This window comes from Blastococcus sp. SYSU DS0510, from assembly GCF_054050835.1.
In genome coordinates this window covers 1-20,146 of record NZ_JBJHAC010000014.1, presented here as the reverse complement: position 1 = coordinate 20,146, position 20,146 = coordinate 1, and the positions used below count along the sequence as shown (strand labels likewise).

At 74.9% G+C, this 20,146-nt stretch carries 18 protein-coding genes and 1 pseudogene; 12 read left to right on the top strand and 7 right to left on the bottom strand.

From position 1 onward, the window contains the following. Positions 1-5: 5 nt before the first annotated feature. Both ACI79P_RS12730 and ACI79P_RS12725 read right to left on the bottom strand, forming a co-directional pair. Positions 6-1,505: a class I adenylate-forming enzyme family protein gene (locus ACI79P_RS12730; protein ID WP_456581420.1), complete on the bottom strand. Its 1,500-nt coding sequence runs from the start codon at positions 1,503-1,505 to the stop codon at positions 6-8. A gap of 86 nt (positions 1,506-1,591) precedes the next feature. After that, positions 1,592-2,425, bottom strand: a complete 834-nt coding sequence (locus tag ACI79P_RS12725) for a TSUP family transporter (protein WP_456581419.1) — start codon at positions 2,423-2,425, stop codon at positions 1,592-1,594. A gap of 116 nt (positions 2,426-2,541) precedes the next feature. Between ACI79P_RS12725 and ACI79P_RS12720 the strand changes: the two genes are divergently transcribed. Continuing rightward, a complete protein-coding gene (locus ACI79P_RS12720) occupies positions 2,542-3,402 on the top strand; it encodes a polysaccharide deacetylase family protein (RefSeq protein ID WP_456581418.1) in 861 nt (286 codons plus the stop codon). 4 nt (positions 3,403-3,406) lie between these two features. On the opposite strand, the gene ACI79P_RS12715 is transcribed toward ACI79P_RS12720, so the two are convergent. The 3 genes from ACI79P_RS12715 to ACI79P_RS12705 form a co-directional block, all read right to left on the bottom strand. After that, a complete protein-coding gene (locus tag ACI79P_RS12715; protein WP_456581417.1) occupies positions 3,407-4,156 on the bottom strand; it encodes an alpha/beta hydrolase family protein in 750 nt (249 codons plus the stop codon). A gap of 40 nt (positions 4,157-4,196) precedes the next feature. Then, a complete protein-coding gene (locus tag ACI79P_RS12710) occupies positions 4,197-5,225 on the bottom strand; it encodes an ATP-dependent 6-phosphofructokinase (protein WP_456581416.1) in 1,029 nt (342 codons plus the stop codon). A gap of 115 nt (positions 5,226-5,340) precedes the next feature. Next, positions 5,341-6,177 (bottom strand): acyl-CoA thioesterase, encoded by an 837-nt coding sequence (locus ACI79P_RS12705; RefSeq protein WP_456581415.1) that lies wholly within the window; start codon positions 6,175-6,177, stop codon positions 5,341-5,343. Positions 6,178-6,462: 285 nt separating this feature from the next. On the opposite strand from ACI79P_RS12705, the gene ACI79P_RS12700 reads away from it, so the two are divergent. From ACI79P_RS12700 to ACI79P_RS12690, 3 genes and pseudogenes are all read left to right on the top strand, one after another. After that, positions 6,463-7,329: a siderophore-interacting protein gene (locus ACI79P_RS12700; protein WP_456581414.1), complete on the top strand. Its 867-nt coding sequence runs from the start codon at positions 6,463-6,465 to the stop codon at positions 7,327-7,329. Between the two features lie 61 nt (positions 7,330-7,390). Continuing rightward, positions 7,391-8,044, top strand: a pseudogene (locus tag ACI79P_RS12695) (DUF2252 family protein); the annotation flags it as partial. Between the two features lie 173 nt (positions 8,045-8,217). Further along, the gene (locus tag ACI79P_RS12690) at positions 8,218-8,898 is read left to right on the top strand and encodes a DUF2252 family protein (protein ID WP_456581413.1); all 681 of its coding nucleotides are present in this window, start codon (positions 8,218-8,220) and stop codon (positions 8,896-8,898) included. Positions 8,899-8,960: 62 nt separating this feature from the next. Here ACI79P_RS12690 and ACI79P_RS12685 read toward each other — a convergent pair whose 3' ends face one another. Continuing rightward, a complete protein-coding gene (locus ACI79P_RS12685; protein WP_456581412.1) occupies positions 8,961-10,031 on the bottom strand; it encodes a YihY/virulence factor BrkB family protein in 1,071 nt (356 codons plus the stop codon). Between the two features lie 89 nt (positions 10,032-10,120). Here ACI79P_RS12685 and ACI79P_RS12680 point away from each other — a divergent pair, with 89 nt between their 5' ends. From ACI79P_RS12680 to ACI79P_RS12660, 5 genes are all read left to right on the top strand, one after another. Then, positions 10,121-10,591, top strand: coding sequence for a heme-degrading domain-containing protein (locus ACI79P_RS12680; protein ID WP_456581411.1), 471 nt, complete (start codon positions 10,121-10,123; stop codon positions 10,589-10,591). A gap of 84 nt (positions 10,592-10,675) precedes the next feature. Then, entirely contained in the window at positions 10,676-11,275 is a 600-nt protein-coding gene (locus ACI79P_RS12675) for a TetR/AcrR family transcriptional regulator (RefSeq protein ID WP_456581410.1), read from the top strand. 6 nt (positions 11,276-11,281) lie between these two features. Further along, the gene (locus ACI79P_RS12670; RefSeq protein WP_456581409.1) at positions 11,282-13,477 is read left to right on the top strand and encodes an MMPL family transporter; all 2,196 of its coding nucleotides are present in this window, start codon (positions 11,282-11,284) and stop codon (positions 13,475-13,477) included. Between the two features lie 165 nt (positions 13,478-13,642). Then, positions 13,643-14,899 carry a DUF222 domain-containing protein gene (locus ACI79P_RS12665; RefSeq protein ID WP_456581408.1) on the top strand — a complete coding sequence of 419 codons (1,257 nt, stop codon included), beginning with the start codon at positions 13,643-13,645 and terminating at the stop codon, positions 14,897-14,899. Positions 14,900-15,012: 113 nt separating this feature from the next. Continuing rightward, positions 15,013-16,872 (top strand): helicase-related protein, encoded by a 1,860-nt coding sequence (locus tag ACI79P_RS12660; RefSeq protein ID WP_456581407.1) that lies wholly within the window; start codon positions 15,013-15,015, stop codon positions 16,870-16,872. On the opposite strand, the gene ACI79P_RS12655 is transcribed toward ACI79P_RS12660, so the two are convergent. Then, a complete protein-coding gene (locus ACI79P_RS12655; RefSeq protein ID WP_456581406.1) occupies positions 16,873-17,721 on the bottom strand; it encodes a mechanosensitive ion channel family protein in 849 nt (282 codons plus the stop codon). It abuts the gene before it with no gap. A 196-nt stretch (positions 17,722-17,917) separates the two neighbouring features. Here ACI79P_RS12655 and ACI79P_RS12650 point away from each other — a divergent pair, with 196 nt between their 5' ends. Genes ACI79P_RS12650 through ACI79P_RS12640 form a run of 3 tightly spaced genes read left to right on the top strand, consistent with a single transcriptional unit; the run spans position 17,918 to position 20,029 of the window. Further along, the gene (locus ACI79P_RS12650) at positions 17,918-18,310 is read left to right on the top strand and encodes a WhiB family transcriptional regulator (protein WP_456581405.1); all 393 of its coding nucleotides are present in this window, start codon (positions 17,918-17,920) and stop codon (positions 18,308-18,310) included. 43 nt (positions 18,311-18,353) lie between these two features. Then, positions 18,354-19,817: a protein adenylyltransferase SelO gene (locus ACI79P_RS12645; protein ID WP_456581404.1), complete on the top strand. Its 1,464-nt coding sequence runs from the start codon at positions 18,354-18,356 to the stop codon at positions 19,815-19,817. A 56-nt stretch (positions 19,818-19,873) separates the two neighbouring features. Continuing rightward, complete coding sequence (locus ACI79P_RS12640) at positions 19,874-20,029, top strand: hypothetical protein (RefSeq protein WP_456581403.1); 156 nt, start codon at positions 19,874-19,876, stop codon at positions 20,027-20,029. Positions 20,030-20,146 lie beyond the last annotated feature (117 nt).

Sequence of the window (20,146 nt, the reverse complement as noted above, 5' to 3'; positions counted from 1 at the left end):
CGGTTCTAGCGGGCGGTCTGCCAGTCGGTCTGCTCGCGCAGCGGCGGCTTGAGCACCTTGCCGCCGGGGTTGCGCGGCAGCGGATCGGTGCGCACGGCGACGAACTGCGGCACCTTGAAGTCGGCGAGCCGCTCCCGGGCGAAGGCCAGCAGGTCGTCGCGGTCCACCTCGCGTCCGGGCAGCGGGACGACGACGGCGCCGACCTTCTCGCCCATCATCGGGTCGGGCACCCCGACGACCGCGACCTCGCCGACGGCGGGGTGGGCGGCCAGGGCGTTCTCGACCTCGACGCAGTACACGTTCTCGCCGCCGCGGTTGATCATGTCCTTCTTGCGGTCGACGACGAAGACCAGGCCCTCGTCGTCGATGCGGGCCAGGTCGCCGCTGCGCAGCCACCCGTCGACGAAGGTCTCCGCGGTCTGCTCGGGCTTGCGCCAGTAGCCGGCCACCACGTTGGGGCCGCGGATCAGCAGCTCGCCGACGCCGGTGGCCGGGTCCGGGTCGTCCACCCGCAGGTCGACGACGGGCGCGGCGAACCCGACCGAGTCAGCGTGCTCGGCCGCGTACTCGTCGGGCAGGTAGGTCGAGACCGAGGAGGTCTCGGTCAGCCCGAAGCCGTTGCCGACCCGAGCCGTCGGGAACGCCGCCTTGATCCGGTGCACGAGGTCGGGGGCGATCGGCGCGCCCCCGTAGCTGACCGCCCGCACCGAGGAGGTGTCGACGTCGGCGAATCCCGGCTGCTGCAGCGCCAGCCAGTAGATCGCCGGCACCGTCGTCAGCACCGAGATGCGCTCCTCCTCGATCGCGCGGAGGAACGCGCCCACCTCGAACGCGGGCATGACCACCGCCCGCCCGGCGACCGCGGTGACGACCAGGAGCTGGGAGTTGCAGCCGGTGACGTGGAAGAGCGGCACCGAGATCAGGGTCGAGAGCCGCTCGTCGCGGGGCAGCCCCAGGCAGCGCAGGCAGGTCTCGACGTTGGACAGGAAGTTCTCGTGGGTGGTCATCGCACCCTTGGGGAAGCCGGTGGTGCCGCTGGTGTAGAAGATGCCGGCCAGGTCGGTGTGCGCCTGGTCGTCGACCACCAGCGGCTCGCCGTCGGGCAGCGGCGTGCCCGGCTCGACGACCAGGGTCGCGCCGGAGTCCTCGACGACGTAGCGGACCTCGGGCTCGGCGAACCGGGTGTTGACCGGGACGACGACGGCCCCGGCGAGCAGCGTCCCCCAGAAGACGAGCACCCAGTCGTTGCCGTTGCCGAGGCGGTTGGCGACCCGGTCGCCCGGGCCCACGCCCGCCGCCCGCAGCCCGCCGGCCACCCGGGCCGCGCGCTCCCACAGCTGCCGGTAGGTCAGCCGCTCTCCCCCGAGCTCGACCAGCGCCTCGGCGTCGGGATGGGCGTCGACGGCGGCGCGGAGCAGGTGCACCAGGTTCCGCGGCAGGCCGGGGTAGCGCCGGATGCCGTCCGGCCCGACCTCCGTGCCGCTGCGGTCGAAGGGGCTGGGCATCCGCGACCTCCCGCTGACCTCGACGAATGCGTGGTCCCGGCAGTCTGTCGGCGGCCGCCCGCGGTGTCCACCGGCGGCGCCACGGCTCAGCCGAGCAGCGGCCTCAGGTTCTCCTCCCACACGTCCCAGCCGAGCCGGCCGATGAGCGCCGTGACCACCACGAGGAAGACCACGCGGATGAACCCGCTCCCCCGGGTGGTCGCCGTGCGGGAGCCGAGGTAGCCGCCGAGCATGTTGGCCGCACCCATGAGGATGCCCAGACCCCAGAAGACCGCGCCGATCGGGGCGAAGAAGAGCAGCGCACCCAGGTTGGTGGCGACGTTGACGATCTTCGCCTTGGCGCTGGCGTGCAGGAAGTCGTACCCGAGCAGCGACACCATGGCGAACACGAGGAACGACCCGGTCCCGGGGCCGAGGATGCCGTCGTAGAAGCCGATGGCGACACCGAGTGCCGCGGCCACCCCGTGGTGTCGCCGGCCGGAATGGCGCAGCGCCGTCACCTCCCCGAGCGAGGGGCGCAGCAGGGTGAAGGCGGCGATGGCGACCAGCGCCACGACGATGACCGGCTTGAACACCGCCGCCGGCAGCGCCGCGGCCACCGACGCCCCCGCGAAGCTCCCGGCCAGCGCCACCAGGGCCATCGGCAGGGCGGTGCGCAGGTCGGGGCGGACCCGGCGCTGGAAGGTGACGGCGCTGGTCGTGGTGCCGAAGATCGACGCCAGCTTGTTGGTGGCCAGCGCCTCGACCGGGCTGATCCCCGGCACGAGCAGCAGCGCCGGCAGCTGCACCAGCCCGCCACCGCCGACGACGGCATCGATCCACCCGGCGGTCAGCGCGGCGACCAGCAGGAGCAGCAGCACGCCGCCGGAGATGCCCTCGGGCAGCAGGTCGACCGGGAGCACGTCCCCCACCGCCGCCACGACCTCCTCGTCGCGAGCCCGGCCCGGGCACGCCCCCGAGAACGGTAGGACCCCGGCCCGGGCACCCCGCGCCCGGGGTGCTTGCCCCGGGCGACCCGGGCGGCGAGGGTGGGGACGTGCGCAGACGGACCCTCCTCGCCGCGGCCGGGACGGCCCTGCTCAGCGCCTGCTCGAGCCCGACCGCGGAGCCCGCGGTCGCCCCGCGGACCTCCCGCCCCCGCACGACGGCCCCCTCCCCCACCACCGAGCCCGCGCCGACCAGCGCCCCGCCGACCCCGGCGACGGCGGCAGAGGTGCTGGCCCGCTCCACCGTGCCGGTGCTCTGCTTCCACCAGCTGCGCGAGTTCCGTGCCGAGGACAGCGCGTACGCCCGCACGATGATCACGCCGCCGGGGATCTTCCGGGCCCAGCTGCAGGCGCTCCGCGACGGCGGGCGGACCCCGATCGGCGTGCCGGAGCTGCTGGACCACCTGCAGTTCGGCGCGCCCCTGCCCGACCGGCCGGTGCTGCTGACGTTCGACGACGGCTCGGCGACCCACCACTCGGTGGCCCTCCCCCTGCTGCGGGAGCTCGGCTTCCCGGCCGCGTTCTTCCCGATGACCGTCGTCCTGGGCAAGCCGAACTGGCTGAGCGCCGACCAGCTGCGCGAGCTCGATGCGGCGGGCATGACCATCGGTGCGCACAGCTGGGACCACCAGCGGGTCGACCGGCTCAGCGGCGACCAGTGGGTGGTCCAGCTCGACCGGCCGCGGGAGGAGCTGGCCGGCATCCTCGGCCACCCGGTGGAGACCATGGCCTACCCCCACGGCATGTGGTCCCCGGAGGCGCTGCCCCGGGTCGCGGCGGCGGGCTACCGGGCCGCGTTCCAGCTCGCCGACCCGCAGGACCCGGCCCATCCCCTGCTGACCATCCGGCGGATCATGCCTCCGCCGACCTGGGACGGCCCGACGCTCCTGGCCCGGCTCGACGCGTTCTGAGCGGTCAGCTCAGGGCGTCCAGGGCGCCCAGCACCTCCGGCCAGGCGTCGCTGCGGGGGTCGATCAGGGCGAAGTGGCCGCAGGGGACGAGGTGGAGCCCGGCCGCGGGGTGGGCCCGGACGTAGGACCGGCTCAGCTCGGGCGGCACGACGCCGTCCCCGGTCCCGTGCACGATCCGCACCGGGGTGGCCGGCCCCGGCAGCCGCGCGGGGTCCAGGTCGGGGCGCCGGTCGGCGTCCTCCCCGAGGAAGGCCGCCACCGCGTCGCCGTCGAGGCCGAGGGCCTGCCCCAGCCGCAGGTCCGCGACGGGCGCCAGGGCGAGCACGCCGGCGGGTGGGGCGGCGGCGGTCGCGGCCGCGTGCAACGCGAGGTGCCCGCCGGCCGAGTGCCCGGCCAGCAGCACCTGCCGGCCGCCGGTGAGGTCCGGCCGCCCGGCGACCGCCTGCAGGGCCGCGTGGACGTCCGCCACCGCCAGGCCGGGGCGGCCGGGGACGCGGCGGTACTCGGGGGCCACCGTCCGCCAGCCGGCCTGCGCCAGCGCCTCGGTCATCGCCCCCAGGTGCGCCCGGTCGTAGGCCGGGCGCCAGAAGCCGCCGTGCACCACCACGAGCAGCGGGCGGTCGCTTGGGGCGGCTGCCGCGAGGCGGACATCCGCGACCTGCTCCGCGGCCGGGCCGTACCGGAGGACGTCGTCGGGGGGCGCCGACGGCCGGGTGAGCACCGACCGGTCCTCGGGGGCGGGGTGCGGGGGCACGCCCGAGGATGGGCCGGGCCGGCCGGCGCCGGCCAGCCGCTCAGCCGGTGAAGGCCCGGATCTCGGCGAGCCGCTGCGGCGTCACCGTCTTCAGCCGGGCGACCGCCCGCGCGAGCGGGACCAGGTCGATCTCCGTCCCCCGGAGCGCCACCATCTGACCCGTGTGCCCCTCGTGCGCGGCGATCGTGGCGTGGAGGCCGAAGCGGGTGGCCAGCACCCGGTCGAACGAGGTCGGCGTCCCCCCGCGCTGCACGTGACCCAGGACGGTCGCCCGCACCTCCTTGCCGGTGCGCCGCTCCAGCTCCTCGCCCAGCTGCTGGGTGACGCCGGTGAACCGGCGGTGGCCGAACTCGTCGACGCCGCCGCGCCGGAAGGCCATCTGTCCCGGCAGCGGCTCCGCGCCCTCGGCGACGACGCCGATGACGTGGGAGTCGCCACGGGCGAACCGCTCGCACACCAGGCGGACGACCTCGTCGACGTCGAACGGCTCCTCGGGCACCAGGGTGAGGTGCGCGCCGGCGGCCAGGCCGGCGTGCAGCGCGATCCACCCGGCGTGCCGACCCATCACCTCCACCAGGAGCACCCGCTGGTGGGACTCGGCCGTCGTGTGCAGCCGGTCGATGAGCTCGGTCGCGATGCTGACGGCCGTGTCGAACCCGAAGGTGAGGTCGGTGCCGTCGATGTCGTTGTCGATCGTCTTGGGGATGCCGACCACCGGGACACCCGCCTCCGACAGCAGGTGCGCCGCGGTGAGCGTGCCCTCGCCGCCGATCGGGATGAGGACGTCGATGCCGTGCTCGTCGAGCGTGCACTTCATCTCGTCGATGCCCGCGTGCAGCTTCTCCGGCGCGACCCGGGCCGAGCCCAGCGTCGTGCCACCGCGGGTGAGCAGGCCGTCGACCGCCGCCACGTCCAGCGGCGTGTACCGGTTCTCCAGGAGGCCGCGCCAGCCGTCGCGGAAGCCGACCACCTCGCTGCCGTAGTGGGCACCCGCGGTGCGGACCACCGAGCGGATGACGGCGTTGAGGCCGGGGCAGTCCCCGCCCCCGGTCAGGATTCCGATGCGCACCGGCTGGCTCCTCGCGCTCGTGGGCCGGGTCCACCCGACCGTACGTCATGACGTCTAGACGACCGCGGGTCGACGCGCAGTCCGCGCGGTCCCGGAGCGAGGGCGTGACCGACGGTCACCGGTCCGGGCGGAAAGGGTTCCGGCCGGGCCGGAAGAGCGCCTCCTGCGCGAAGCTCGCCGCCAGCACGCCGTCGGCCGTGGTGATCGACCCGGTGTACCAGCCGCGCCCGCCGGCCACGGTGCGCGGGACCATGTCCATGAGCACCCAGTCGTCCAGCGGGGCGTGCCGGTGGAACCACACCGCGTGGTCCAGGCTCGGGCCCGGGGCGGCCTCGTCGTCGGGGAGCGCCGACAGGCCGGTGCCGATGTCGGACAGGTAGGCGAGCACGCAGGCGTGCACCAGCCGGTCCTCGGGCAGCGGCACCGTGGACCGTGCCCAGAAGCGGGTGGGCCAGTGCGCGTCGGGGAAGGGCTGCGGCGGCCGCCGGCCCTCCACGGAGAACAGCCGGGGCAGCTCGAAGACCGGCGATCCGTCCGGCGGGTCGACGGCGGGGACCTCCTGGACCTGCAGGTCCGGCCCCGGGCCCGGGACCTGGAAGGACGCCGCCATGCTGAAGACGACCTCGCCGCCCTGGATGGCGACGACCCGCCGGGCCGAGAACGAGCCGCCGTCGCGGTCCCGGTCGACGCGGAAGACGGTCGGCCGGGCGGCGTCCCCGCTGCGCAGGAAGTAGCCGTGCAGCGAGTGCGGGAGACGGTCCGCCGCCACCGTGCGCCCGGCCGCGTACAGCGCCTGCGCCGCCACCTGACCGCCGTAGAGCGGGAAGGGATCGGTGAACAGCAGCGTGCTCCGGTAGAGGTCCCGGTCAATCTCCTCCAGCGCCAGCACGTCCAGCACGGTCGACCCGGCGTCCGAGCGGTGCGCCGCGGTGCCGGTGGTTGCAGTTCCCACCCGGGGAACATAGCCGCAGGGCCGCGTCGCTGAGCTCGCCCTCCATGCCCGTCCCCGTCCGGAACCCGGCCCTCGGCGCCCTCGACCTGTACGGCTGCCCCCGGGCCGACCGCCGGCGGTGATCATCGGCCTCTGTAGCGTCGTCCACGCGCGCCGACCGCCGTCCGGACGGACCCGGACGGCACCGGACGGCACCGCGCGCACAGCACCCGCGCTCCCCGCGTCCCGGGGGCGGCGGCACGGTCGGTACTGCGGTCGCCCGGCGCGGCCGGGAGCGGAGCAGCGATGAGCGAGCCACGGCGGAACGACGACGGGCGACCGCCCCGCAGGCGGACCCCGCGGATCGGCGAGGTCCTCCGGACCTCCTGGATCACGCCGCACATGATCCGCGTGGTGCTCGGCGGCGAGGGCCTGGCCGGCTTCCCGGACGGGGAGTACACCGACCGCTACGTCAAGCTGCTGTTCCCGCCGGCGGACGCCTCCTACGCCATCCCCTACGACGTCGAGCAGGTGCGCGCCGAGCTGCCCGCCGACCAGTGGCCGGTGACCCGCACCTACACCGTGCGGGCCTGGGACGCGGTCGCCGGTGAGCTGACCATCGACTTCGTGCACCACGGCGACGAGGGGCTCGCCGGCCCCTGGGCCGCGGCGGCGCGTTCCGGCGACCGCATCCAGTTCATGGGCCCGGGTGGCGCCTACGCCCCCCGGCCGGACGCCGACTGGCACCTGCTCGCCGGGGACGAGAGCGCGCTGCCGGCGATCGCCGCGACCCTCGACCGGCTCCCCGCGGAGGCCCGCGCGCTCGTGTTCGTGGAGGTGGCCGGCGCCGAGGAGGAGCAGGACGACCTCGTCGTCGGCCCGGGCGTCGAGCTGCGCTGGCTGCACCGCGACGGCGCCGAGCCGGGCACGCTCCTGGTCGACGCCGTCCGGGCGGAGCCGCTGCCGGCCGGCAGCGGGCACGTCTTCGTGCACGGCGAGGCCCACGCCGTCCGGGAGCTGCGCCGGCACCTGCGCGCCGGGCGGGGGCTCGACCCGGAGTGGACGTCGATCTCCGGGTACTGGCGGCGGGGCGACACCGAGGACCGCTGGCAGTCGGGCAAGCGCGAGTGGAACGCAGCCCTCGAGGCCGAGGACGCCACGGCGCCCCGCTGACCTCGGGATCCGTCACACGATCGTCGTGCCTGGCCCGGGCGCCGGCGGGTAGGCCGGGTGCATGCCCTCCGACACCCAGCTGACGACCGCCACCCGAGACCAGCTCCTGCGCCTGGCCCGCGAGCGCGGCATCCCGGGGCGGAGCCGGATGGCCAAGGACCAGCTGGTCGCCGCGTTGCAGGACGCGGAACGCCCGGCGGCGCTCCACGAGACCGAGCGCCCCGGGGCGGGCCGCCGGCAGATCAGCTCCCGGGTCGAGGCGTTCCGCCGGCTCGCCGAGGCCCGGGCGGCCGGCGAGATGGTGCTCATCCCCCGCATGCTCACCGGCAACGACCGGCGGGTGCACGTGCGCGAGACCGTGCGCGAGGACCACGAGACGCGGATCGCCACCGGTGACCTGGAGGCGCGCGCGAAGTTCGACAAGCTCGCCGGCTCGGTCTTCCACTTCTTCCTCGACCTGGTCGGCGAGGACGCCCGGCTGCCCACGGTGCTCGCCCTCGGCGACGTGCACCCCGGCAACTTCGGGGTGATGCCCAGCTCGGACAACGTGCCGATCTTCGGCGTGAACGACTTCGACGACGCCTACTACGCCCCCTTCACCTGGGACCTGAAGCGCGGCACGGTCGGCTTCCTGCTCGGGGCGGCGGAGAAGTCCGGGTACGGCCGGAAGAAGCAGCGCGCCATCGCCGAGCGGTTCCTGCGCGGCTACGCGGCCGGCATCGCCTCCTACGCCGCCGACGGGCGGGAGGAGACCGAGCAGCTGCGGATGGACAACGCGCCGCCGCTGATCGCGGAGCGATCGCGGGCGCGCTGGGGACCAGCCGCGCCGACTGGCTGGCCGGCCTGCTGGAGGAGACCCGGAGCGGGTTCCGGACTGACGAGGAGCTGGTGCCGGTCAGCAGCCGCCGGGCCGAGTTCCAGGGGATCGTCGACCGGTTCGTGGCCGGCAACGAGGTGCCGGTGCCCGAGCGGGCCGGCGGGATGCGGGTCAAGGACGTCGCCGAGCGGCGCGGCGCCGGCACCGCCTCGCTGGGGCTGCCCCGCTACTACGTGCTGATCGCCGGCGTCCGCGACGACGGGACCGACGACCTGCTGCTGGAGTTCAAGCGCGCCCGCCGCTCGGCGCTCTCCGGGCTGGTGCCGCCGTCCGGCTACGAGGTGGACGGCCAGGCCGACCGGATCCGGCACGCCCAGCGGGTGCACCTGGTCAGCGGGGACGTCTTCTACGGCAGCGTCGACATCGACGGCGAGAGCTTCATGGTGCGCGAGCGGGCGCCGTACCGGGACGACATCGGCCTGGGCTCCCTGTCGCCGCGGGAGTGGAAGCAGTACGCCGGCATCTGCGGCCGGGTGCTGGCGCACACCCACGCGATGTCCGACGAGACCGGGAACGTCGACTACGACGTCGAGCCCGCGATCCTCGACGCGATCGGCAACCGCGACCTCTTCGTCGACGACGTGCTGCGGTTCGCCGAGGAGGCGGCCGACCGGGTGCGCCGGGACCACGGCTACTTCACCGCCGACCACGCGCTCGGCGCCTTCCGCAGCGTGGACGTCGTCTACCGCTGAGCCGGCTTCGCCGGTCGCTGGCACCGCACGACCGCGGGAGGGTGCCGGCCTCGGCGCGCCTGCTACCCCGGCGGGCGGGCGCCGGCCTCCCCCTCCGCGTCGGAGAGCTCCCCCGGGACCTCCCGAGGGAAGCCCTCCACGTCACCCGGCCCCGGCGGGGCGTCCTTGCGGAAGGATGCCTCCACCCGCTGGAAGCCCTTGTACCGCTCGCTGCGCGCGTAGCCGGTGTAGGCACGGACGTCTGCCCGGGTCAGCTCGACGTCGTCGGTGAAGGGGGTCAGCAGCGACCGCGGGTAGAGCCGCCGGTGCCGGACGACGTTGATCTCCGCGGCCAGGACGACCACGAGCGCCTGCAGGTAGATCCAGACGACCAGGCCGAGGATCACCCCGAAGACGCCGTACACGTCGCTGACCCGCGTCACGTACGTGCCGAAGTAGTAGGTGCCCAGCACGTGCAGGAGCTCCCAGAGCACCGCGGCGATCCCGGCGCCCACCGCGACGTTGCGCCAGTCCAGCCGGCGGGCGGTGAGCACCTGGTACAGCACCAGGAAGATGCCCACGTTGATCGCCAGGCCGGCCAGCGTCCCCAGCACCGTCACCAGCGGTCCCGGTAGCGGGAGGACGTCCGAGGACGTGGTGACGCCGGCGGTCAGCGCCGTCGACGCCACCGCCCCCACGCCGAGGACCAGCACCAGCAGCAGGCTGCGCAGCCGCGAGAGCAGCGGGTTGGGCTGGGCGAAGCGGGGGACGGCGTAGATCCGGTTGAGCGCCGCCTGCGCCGCCTGCATGACGCCCAGGCCGCCGTACAGGCTGCCCACGATGCCGATGACCAGCGCCACCCCGCTGCCCCGGAACGTGCCGATGTTCTCGACGAGCGCCGGGCCCAGCAGGGGGAAGTCCGAGAGCGCCGATTCCAGGATCCGCTGCTGGAGCTCCGGGTCGTCCTGCAGCAGGAAGCCGAGGACCGAGGTCAGCACCAGCAGCAGCGGGAACAGCGAGACGAACCCGTAGTAGGTGATCAGCGCGGCCAGGTGCGGCCCGCGGTCGTCGACGAACTTGTAGACCACCGCGAGCGGGAAGCCGACCGCGGGATGCCTGCTCTGGAACGCGTCGAACCGTGCGGCGACAGCCATGCGTGCACCCCTCCCTCGACGCACGGCTACCCGGAACCGGTCCGCGCACGCGCCGGGACGTGGAGCCGGCGGCCGGGTAGGAAGGACCCATGACGCAGCCGTTCCCCACCGTCGCCGAGCTCGCCGCGGAGGAGCAGGAGCTCCAGCTCACCTCCTTCACCCACGAGGACGCCTGGGTGCTCGGCTGCGCGCTGGTCGCCGCCGCGCGCCGCGACGCCGCGCCGGTCGCCATCGAGATCGTGCGCAACGGCCAGCGGCTCTTCTCCGTCGCGCTCCCCGGCGCCACGCCCGACAACGCCTCCTGGATCGAGCGGAAGTCCCGGGTCGTGCACCGGTTCGGGCACAGCTCCCTGCACGTCCGCCAGGACAGCATCGAGCGCGGCACGACCTTCGAGGCGGAGTTCGGGCTGGACCCGCAGCTCTACGCCGCGCACGGCGGCGCCTTCCCGCTGCTCGTGCGGGACGTCGGCCCCGTGGGCGTCGTCGCCGTCTCCGGCCTGCCCCAGCTGGCGGACCACCGGATGGTGACGACCGTGCTGGCCGAGCACCTGGGCCGCTGACCCCCGGCCCGGTGTGGCCAACGGCACCGACCGATCCGGTCGGTCCCCCTACCGGATCGGTCGGTAGCCCGTAGCCTGTGCGACGTGGCACGTCCGTTCCGGCAGCAGATCGACGAGGGCATCCTCGACCAGGCCGCCGCCCTCTTCGCGCGCCGCGGCTTCGCCAAGACGTCGGTCCAGGACGTCGCGGACGCGGTCGGCCTCTCCAAGGCGGGGCTGCTGCACCACTACGCCAGCAAGGAGACGCTGTACCGAGCGGTGCTGGCCCAGGCCGGCGTCCTCGGGCAGCGCGTGCTCACCGCCGTCGGCGAGCTGCCGCCCGGGCCGGAGCGCGACCGGCGCGCCCTCGAGGTGCTCGTCGACGTGGCCCTGGCCCACCCCGGGGTGGTCGCGCTCCTCCTGGCCCCCATCACCCAGGGCGAGCAGGACTGCGCGGCCTCCGAGGTCGAGGCCGCCGGCGCGGCCGCCCTGCAGGCGTTCGGCGTCGACCCCGGGGCGCCCACCTCCGAGCGGGCGATCCGGGTGCTGGGCGCGCTGACCGCGCTGGCGGTGCTGAGCCTGACTGCCCATCAGGAGGACGACGTCACCCGGTGGCGGCCCTGGATCGTCGCCACCTGCTTCGACGCGCTCGGGCACCGCCTGCCCGGCGCCGCCCTTCCCGTTCCCCACCAGGTGGAGGCCTGATCCCCCATGGCTGTTGTGCTGTCCCGGCTGGGTGCGCTCGCGCACCGGCGCCGGCTCCCGGTGATCCTGGTCTGGCTGGTGGTGCTGGTCGCCGGCGCCGCGGGCGCGGCCACCCTCGCCGGTGAGACCTCCGACGCCTTCAACATCCCCGGCCAGGAGTCGACCACCGCCCTCGAGCGGATCGGCGAGGAGTTCGGTGCCGCCGGGGGCGCGTCGGCCCGGGTGGTGATCGCCGCGCCCGAGGGCGAGACGCTGACCACGCCGGAGAACGCGACCGCCGTCGGGCAGCTGGTCGCCGAGCTGGGCGGGCTGCCCGGGGTCGCGGGGGCGAGCAACCCGCTGGACCCCGCGGCGCCCACGGTGAACGCCGACCAGACCACCGCCTACAGCTCGGTGACCTTCGACAGCGGGCTCGGCGAGGTCGCCCCCGAGCAGCGGGACGCGCTCCTGGAGACGGTCGAGGAGGCCGGTGACGGCGCGCTCACCGTCGAGGTGACCGGCCAGGCGATCCAGGAGCCGCCGCACGTCGGCGGCCCCGCGGAGGTCATCGGCGTCGTCGTCGCGCTCGTCGTCCTGGCCGTCACCTACGGCTCCCTCGTCACCGCCGGCATGAACCTGCTGACGGCCGTCGTCGGCGTCGGCATCGGCGTCCTCGGCGTGACCATCGCCACCGGCTTCGCCGAGCTCTCCTCCACCACCCCGATCCTCGCGGCGATGCTGGGCCTCGCGGTCGGCATCGACTACGCGCTGTTCATCGTGACCCGGTTCCGGCAGGAGCTGCGGCACGGCTCCACCGTCGGGACCGCGATCGCCACCGCCGTGGGCACCGCCGGGTCGGCGGTGGTCACCGCGGGGCTGACCGTGGTCATCGCGCTCCTCGGGCTCTCCGTCGTGGGCATCCCCTTCCTCACCCAGATGGGCATCGCCGCCGCGGCGACGATCGTCGTCGCGGTGCTCGTGGCGATCACCCTCGTGCCCGCGGCGCTGAGCTTCCTCGGCCGCCGGGCGCTCCCCCGCCGGCACCGGGCCGTCATGGACACCGACGCCTTCCCCTGGATGACGCCCGCGGACGCCGGTGGCCGCGGTTTCCTCGCCGGCTGGGTCGCCACGGTGACCCGCCACCGCGTGGTCTCACTGCTGCTGGCGGTGGTGGTGCTCGGCGTGATCGCCATCCCGTTCTTCTCCATGCGGACGACGCTGGTGCAGGAGCCGGCCGAGGACTCCACGGCGGCGCGGGCCGATCAGCTGTTGACGGAGGGCTTCGGCGAGGGCTTCCTCGGCCCGCTGACCATCCTCTTCGAGGGCGAGGGCGCGCCCGAGGCCGCCGCCGCAGCCGGCGCCACGGTCGCCGGCGTGGAGGACGTCGCCCTGGTGACCCCGCCCACGCCGAACGCCGACGGGACCGCGGCCCTGCTCAACGTCATCCCGGCGTCGGGGCCGGCCACCGCCGAGACCGAGCAGCTCGTCGAGGACCTGCGCGCCGAGCTCGCCGACCTGGAGGGGGTCGAGGCCTCCGTCACCGGCGCCACCGCGGTGAGCGTCGACGTGGCCGACAGCCTCAACGAGGCCCTGCCGGTCTACCTGCTCCTGGTCGTCGGCCTGGCGCTGGTGCTGCTCGTCCTGGTCTTCCGCTCGCTCCTGGTGCCCCTGGTCGGCGTGCTGGGCTTCGTGCTCACCGTCGGTGCGTCGCTCGGCGCCGCCGTCGCGGTGTTCCAGTGGGGCTGGCTGGCCGACCTGGTCGCCCTGGAGGTGACCGGGCCGCTGATCAGCCTGACGCCGATCCTGGTGATCGGCATCCTGTTCGGGCTGGCGATGGACTACCAGATCTTCCTGGTGTCCCGGATGCACGAGGCGCACAGCCACGGCGCCGCGCCGCTGGAGGCCATCCGCACCGGGTTCCGCCAGGCCGCGCCGGTCGTCGTCGCCGCGGCGCTGATCATGTTCTCGGTCTTCGCCGGGTTCGTGCCCGCGGGTGAGCCCACGATCAAGTCGATCGCGTTCGCCCTCGCAGCGGGCATCTTGTTCGACGCCTTCGTCGTCCGCATGGTGCTGGTCCCCGCCGCGCTCGCGCTGCTGGGCCACCGGGCCTGGTGGCTGCCGCGCTGGCTGCAGTGGCTGCCGGTGCTCGACGTCGAGGGGGCCGCGCTGGAGAAGTCGGAGCCCGCGCGCGACCGGGAGACGGTCGGCGCCGCTCCGCGCTGAGCCGCGCCGCCCCTCGTGGACGGCCCGCCTGCCCGTGCAGGCGGGCCGTTCGCCGTTCGACAGGTGGTCATCCGGCCGCGTCAAGCCTGCCGGGACATCTGTGGACAGGCCCCTGGCCTGCGCTTTCGGGCTGCGGATGTCGTCGGCCGGCGGTAGTATTCGTACATGTGTTCGACAGGTGCGGCCGATGCGGTGGACCGGTTGGTCGCCGCGCTGGACGACCTGGCCGGCGAGCGGCTCGAGGGCGCGTTCGGGCCGCAGCTGATCGAACGGCTGGCCCCGCTGCTGGTGGCCGGCAACCGGCTGACCACCGAGCTCGCCCGCACGGTGCGGCAGTGCGAGCTCACCGGCGCCGCTGAGCACGACGGGCAGAAGACGATGGCCTCCTGGCTGCGCGGGCACGCCCGGTACTCGTCCGCCGCCGCATCCCGGCTGGTGCATTCCGGGCGGGCACTGGAGCAGCTGCCCGCCCTGGCCGAAGCAGCTCGTGCGGGGGCGGTGACCTCCGAGGCGCTGGCCGAGCTCGCCCCGGTGGCCGCGCCGGCCAACCTGGCCGCCGCCCAGGCCCAGGGTGTGGACCTGGCCGGGGTGGACGCGGCGCTCGCGGAGGTCGCCGCCACCCGCCCGCACGCCGAACTGCGCCAGGTGGTGGCCCACTACCTGGCCCGGCTGGACCCCGACGGCCCCGAGCCCGATCCCACCGAGGGACGCTCCCTCACCTTCGTCAAGCACGCCGACGGGTCGGTCTCCTTCCGCGGCGAACTGGACGCCGTGGGCGGGGAGAAGGTGCAGGCCGCCGTGGAATCCATCGTGCAGGCCGACCGGCCCGCCGGGGACATGCGCACCCGCGCCCAGCAGCAGGGCGACGCCCTGGTCCAGCTCGCCGACAACGCCCTGGCCGCGGGCACCCTGCCGGTGCTGCGCACCCACAAACCCCAGGTGGTGGTCCGGGTCGACCTGGAGGACCTCATCGACCCCGCCACCGGCCCCGGCGCGGCCACCCTCGGCTTCGGGGCCACCATCTCCGCCGCCCGGGCCCGCTGGCTGGCCTGCGACGGCGGCATCACCCGCATCGTCATCGGCCCCGAAGGCCAGCCCCTCGACGTCGGCCGCGCCCACCGCGTCGTCCCCGCCCACCTGCGCAAGGCCGTGGACGCCCGCGACGGGCACTGCGTCTTCACCGGCTGCCACGCCCCCACCCACTGGTGCGACGTCCACCACATCGTGCACTGGGCCGACGGCGGGAACACCTCGCTGGAGAACTCAGCCCTGCTCTGCGAACGCCACCACACCAAGGTGCACCACGGCTTCCGCGTCGAACGACAACCCGACGGCCGATGGCGCACCTACCGGCCCGACGGCACCGAGATCCTGATCCTCCCCCGCATCACGACAGCGCCCGAACGGTCACGGACGGGGTGAGCGGTCCGCTCCCGACCCCGCGGGCATGCTTCGGCACCGTCCGGTGTTGGCTCTGGAGACGACGCGGCTCGGCAGAGGCGCGCACCTGCCCCCGAGCACTTCGAGGATCACGCTTGCCCGAGCACCACCCCCAGCCCGCGCCCGCCCGCCGACGGAACCGTTCCGCCAGCCGCTCGGCCGCCGCGCGCGGCACCGACGACGCCACCCGCGCCACCCGCGAGACCGACAGCGCCGCCACCCGCGAGACCGACCGCGCCGCCGCCCGCGAGGAGAAGCTCGCCCAGCAGAGCTGGGTCGAGGGCGCCGCACCGGAGCTGCCAGCCCGCGCCACCCGGCCGGAGGAGGTCGTCTTCCACCTCGGCCCGACCAACTCCGGCAAGACCTACGAGTCCCTCCAGGCGCTGGCCGCGACCGGGTCGGGCGTCTACGCCGCACCGCTCCGCCAGCTGGCGCACGAGGCCTACGCGAAGCTCTCCGCCCAGCTGCCCGAGGGCACCGTGGGTCTGTCGACCGGCGAGGAGGAGATCGACCCCTTCGCGCCCATCGTCTGCTGCACCGTGGAGAAGGCCCCCGACCGCGGCGAGATGCTGGTCCTCGACGAGGCCCACTGGGTCACCGACCCTGACCGCGGGCACCACTGGGCGCGGCTCCTGCTCACCGGCGAATACCGCCAGATGCACCTCATCTCCGCCGCCGAGGCCTACCTCGTGCTCAAGCCGCTGGTCTCCGACGCCGAGCACGTCGAGGTGGTCAACCACAAGCGGCTGTCGCGGCTGGACGTCCTCCGGGCGCCGGTGCGGCCGGCGAACGTCCGGCCGCAGACCCTGGTCGTCGCCTTCTCCCGCAAGGCCGTCTACGCGGTCGCCGCCGAACTCGACCAGCACCGCCCCGGCAAGGTGGGCGTCCTCTACGGCGCGCTGCCTCCGGCCACCCGGCGGGAGGTCATCGAGCGGTTCACCAGCGGTGAGCTCGACGTCCTGGTCACCACCGACGTCATCGGCCACGGCATCAACGTCCCGGCCAGCACCGTGCTCTTCGCCGAGACCACCAAGTTCGACGGCCAGGAGATGCGGCCGCTGCGCACCTGGGAGGCCGCCCAGATCGCCGGGCGGGCCGGGCGCTACGGCCTCACCGGCCACGGCGCCGCCGGGATCCTGATCGGCGTCAGCGGGCTCAAACCGCTGGCGGCGCTGGTCGGCGCCGGCGCCGCGGTCGCCCGCGGCGACGAGATGAGCGACCTGCCCAAGCGCGCCCCCCGGCTGCGCCCCGAGCTGGAGGACCTCGGCGCCTTCGAGGCGGTCGACCTCCCCGAGGCGCTGACCCGCTGGATGGCGTGGGCCCGGGCCGCGACCCGCGACCAGGCGATGACCGCCGACGACGTCACGAGCCTCGTCCTCCGGGTGCACGCCCTGCTGCCGCTGCTGCGCGGCCCCCTGGGCGCGGCCGGCGACCTGAACACCGTGTGGCGGCTGGTCAACCTCGCGATCGACTACAACCCGCCGCGCCGCACCCGCTGGCTGGTGCTCGCCCGGGCCGCCCTGCAGCACGCCGTCGGTCTCCCGGTCCCGCCGGAGACCGTGCTGCCCGACGTCCCGCGCGGGGGCACCGTCGAGGAGTACGAGCAGGCGGCAGCAGCCGCCCGCGACGCCCAGACCCTGCTGCGCCAGTTCCCCGGCGTCGCCGGCCTGGACAGCGAGGACGCCGCGTGGGTCGAGGAGGAGTGCGCGGAGATGATCACCGAGCTGCTCCCCGATGCCATCGCGCTGGGTCGCTCCGGCAAGTGCGTCGAGTGCGGTCACGCGATCGCTCCCTGGTTCACCACCTGCCGGCCCTGCAGCGCCCCGGCCGGCCGGCGCGAGAGCGAGCGCGAGCGCCGGCCCGTCGGCGGTGGTCGGCGGACGGCGGGGCGGGCGGCCGGCCGAGCGCTCGGCGGGCGGCAGGGCGGTCCGCGGGGCCGCTCCCGCCGCAGCTGATCAGCCGGGGCCCTCGGGGAACCAGAGCACCCGCTGCGGGAAGGGGATGGAGATCCCGGCGGCGTCCAGCGCCGTCTTGACCGAGATGGCGACCGCGCTGCGCACCCGCCACCGGCTGGCGATGTCCGCCGCGTGCCAGTAGCGGACCGCGACGTTGATCGAGGAGTCCGCGAACTCCTCCACCCACACCTCCGGTGGCGGGCTGGCCTGCACCTCGTCGGTCTCCAGGCAGGCGGCGAGCAGCACCTGCCGCGCCCGGTCGAGGTCGACGTCGTAGGGCAGGCCGACCGTCAGCGAGGTGCGGCTCAGCGGCGTCCGGGTGTAGTTGACGATCGGCTGCTTGAGCACCTCGGCGTTCGGCAGGTACACCACCAGACCGTCGTAGGTGTTGAGCACCGTGGTGCGCAGGTTGACGTCCTCCACGACGCCCTCGTGGTCGCCGCTGCCGATCTGTTCCCCCACCCGGAACGGACGGCGCACCTGCAGCAGGACGCCGGCGATGAAGTTCTGCAGGATGTCCTGCGCGGCGAAGGCGATCGCGATCCCGCCCACACCCAGGGCGCCCACCAGCGGGCCGATGCTCACCCCCAGCAGGTCGAGGGCGTAGACGGCCGCGACGGCGCCGATCACCACGCTCGCGAAGCGGCCCACGACCAGGCCGACGTGGCGGCTGCCCTCCCGGTCGATGGCGCGCACCAGACCGCGGCGCACGACGATCGCCAGGACGATGCCCAGGACGAGCACGACCAGGGCCTGGACGCCCTGCTGCCAGGTGATCGGGTCGGTGACGACGGCGTCGACGGGGTCCTCGGCCGCCGTCCACGGGTTGGTCAGGTGCGCTCCGGCCACCTCCGGAGGCTAGGCAGCCTCCGGGGATCCCGCCGCCCGACGTCCACGCGCGGCCGCAGACCTGCCAATCGGACGAGCCGGTTCCGTGTGGATTCTGCCAGTGCCGACGCGGCCCCGGCTCCGTAACGTCACAGGTAGCAAGCAGGCCGTACCGGTCCGTCACCCCGCCTGCACCACATCCTCCGAGGAGCTTCCCGTGTCTTCCTTCTCCCGCCCCGTGCTCACCCTGGTTCCCGGCTCCGCCGCCCAGGACTTCGGCCCCGCCGACGCCGGTTTCGACACCGGCTGCGACACCGGTTTCGACGCCGGTTTCGACGCCTTCACCGCCCCGGCCTGGCCGGCCGAGGCGGCCTCCCCCGAGGCGTGGCGGCTGGACGCCCTCTGCGCCGAGACCGACCCCGAGGCGTTCTTCCCGGAGAAGGGCGGCTCCACCCGCGACGCCAAGCGGGTGTGCACCGGCTGCCCCGTGCGCGCCGAGTGCCTCGAGTTCGCCCTCGCCAACGACGAGCGCTTCGGCATCTGGGGCGGCCTCTCCGAGCGCGAGCGCCGCCGGGTCCGCCTGCAGCGCCGCGAGACCATCAGCGCCTGATCGTCCCCGGCCGACCCTCGGGTTCGCTCGTACCCTGGGGGGCGTGACCTCCGCACCGGCACGGACCGTTGTCCTGGACGACCGTTTCGCGCGCGAGTTCCCGGAGATGTCGGTGCCCTGGCACGCCGAGGAGACCCCCGATCCCCGGCTGCTGCTCCTCAACGAGCCGCTGGCCACGGAACTGGGTCTGGACGCCGCGACCCTGCGCTCCCCCGACGGCGTCCGCCTGCTGGCCGGCACCCTCGTCCCCGACGGCGCCACCCCGGTCGCGCAGGCCTACGCCGGGCACCAGTTCGGCGGGTTCACCCCGCGGCTCGGCGACGGGCGCGCCCTGCTGCTCGGCGAGCTCACCGGCCCGGACGGCGCCCCGCGCGACCTGCACCTCAAGGGCTCGGGCCGCACGCCCTTCGCCCGCGGCGGCGACGGCCTCGCCGCGATCGGCCCGATGCTGCGCGAGTACGTGGTCAGCGAGGCGATGCACGCCCTCGGCATCCCCACGACGCGGGCCCTCGCCGTGGTCGCGACCGGCCGCGCCGTGCGCCGCGAGACGCTGCTGCCCGGCGCCGTCCTCGCCCGCGTGGCCAGCAGCCACCTGCGGGTGGGCAGCTTCCAGTACGCCACCGTCACCGGCGACGTCGACCTGCTCCGCCGCCTGGCCGACCACGCCATCGCCCGGCACCACCCGCAGGCGGCGGAGGCCGACCAGCCCTACCTGGCCCTGTTCGACGCCGTCGTCGCCGCCCAGGCCGCGCTGGTGGCCCGCTGGATGCTGGTCGGCTTCGTGCACGGCGTCATGAACACCGACAACACCACCATCTCCGGCGAGACGATCGACTACGGCCCGTGCGCCTTCCTCGACGCGTACGACCCGGCCACCGTCTACAGCTCCATCGACCACTCCGGGCGCTACGCCTACGGCAACCAGCCGGTGGTCGCGGAGTGGAACCTCGCCCGGCTGGCCGAGGCGCTCCTGCCGCTGCTGTCGGAGGACCAGGAGCAGGCGGTCGCGCTCGCCGTCGGGTCGCTGCGCCAGTTCGCCCCGCGGTACGAGGCGGCCTGGACCGCCGGCATGCGCGCGAAGCTCGGGCTGCCCGACGGGACCGACGACGCCGTGGTGCGCGAGCTGGCCGAGGAGCTGCTGGCCCTGCTCGCCCGCGACCACGTCGACCTCACCTCGCTGTTCCGCGGGCTCGGCGCGGCGGCCCGGGGCGACGTCGAGCGCGTGCGCCTGCTCTTCCTCGACCTGGCCGGCATCGACGGCTGGCTGGCGCGCTGGCGGGCGCTGCACCCCGACGCCGACGGCATGGACGGCGTCAACCCGGTCTACATCCCGCGGAACCACCTCGTCGAGGAGGCCCTCGAGGAGGCGACCGAGGGCGACCTCGCGCCGCTCCGGCGGCTGCTGGAGGCCGTGACCCAGCCCTTCGACGAGCGGGCCGGCCTGGAGCGCTACGCGGGGCCCGCGCCGCAGGACTTCGGGGCGTACCGCACCTTCTGCGGCACCTGAGCGGTCACCGCGGGGCCGGGCGGGTTCACCGCGCCGCCGCCGGGTAGTCGCCGTCCGTGCCGCGCGAGATGGACCCCCGGGACCCCGACACCCTCTACGCCGAGGGGCCGGTGGCCCCGGAGCCCCCCGACGACGACGTCCCCGACGCCTCACCCCTGCCCGATTCCGGCGGCACCGCCCCCGGGCCGGACGACCTCGACCGGCTGCTGTGAAGTAAATCGACCGCAGCTGGCCTACGGATCTATGCCACGGGGTCGAGGGTGACGCGGTAGCCGAGGGCGCGGAGCTGGGTGATCAGGCGGTCGCGTTGACGGTCGGGGTTGGCTCGG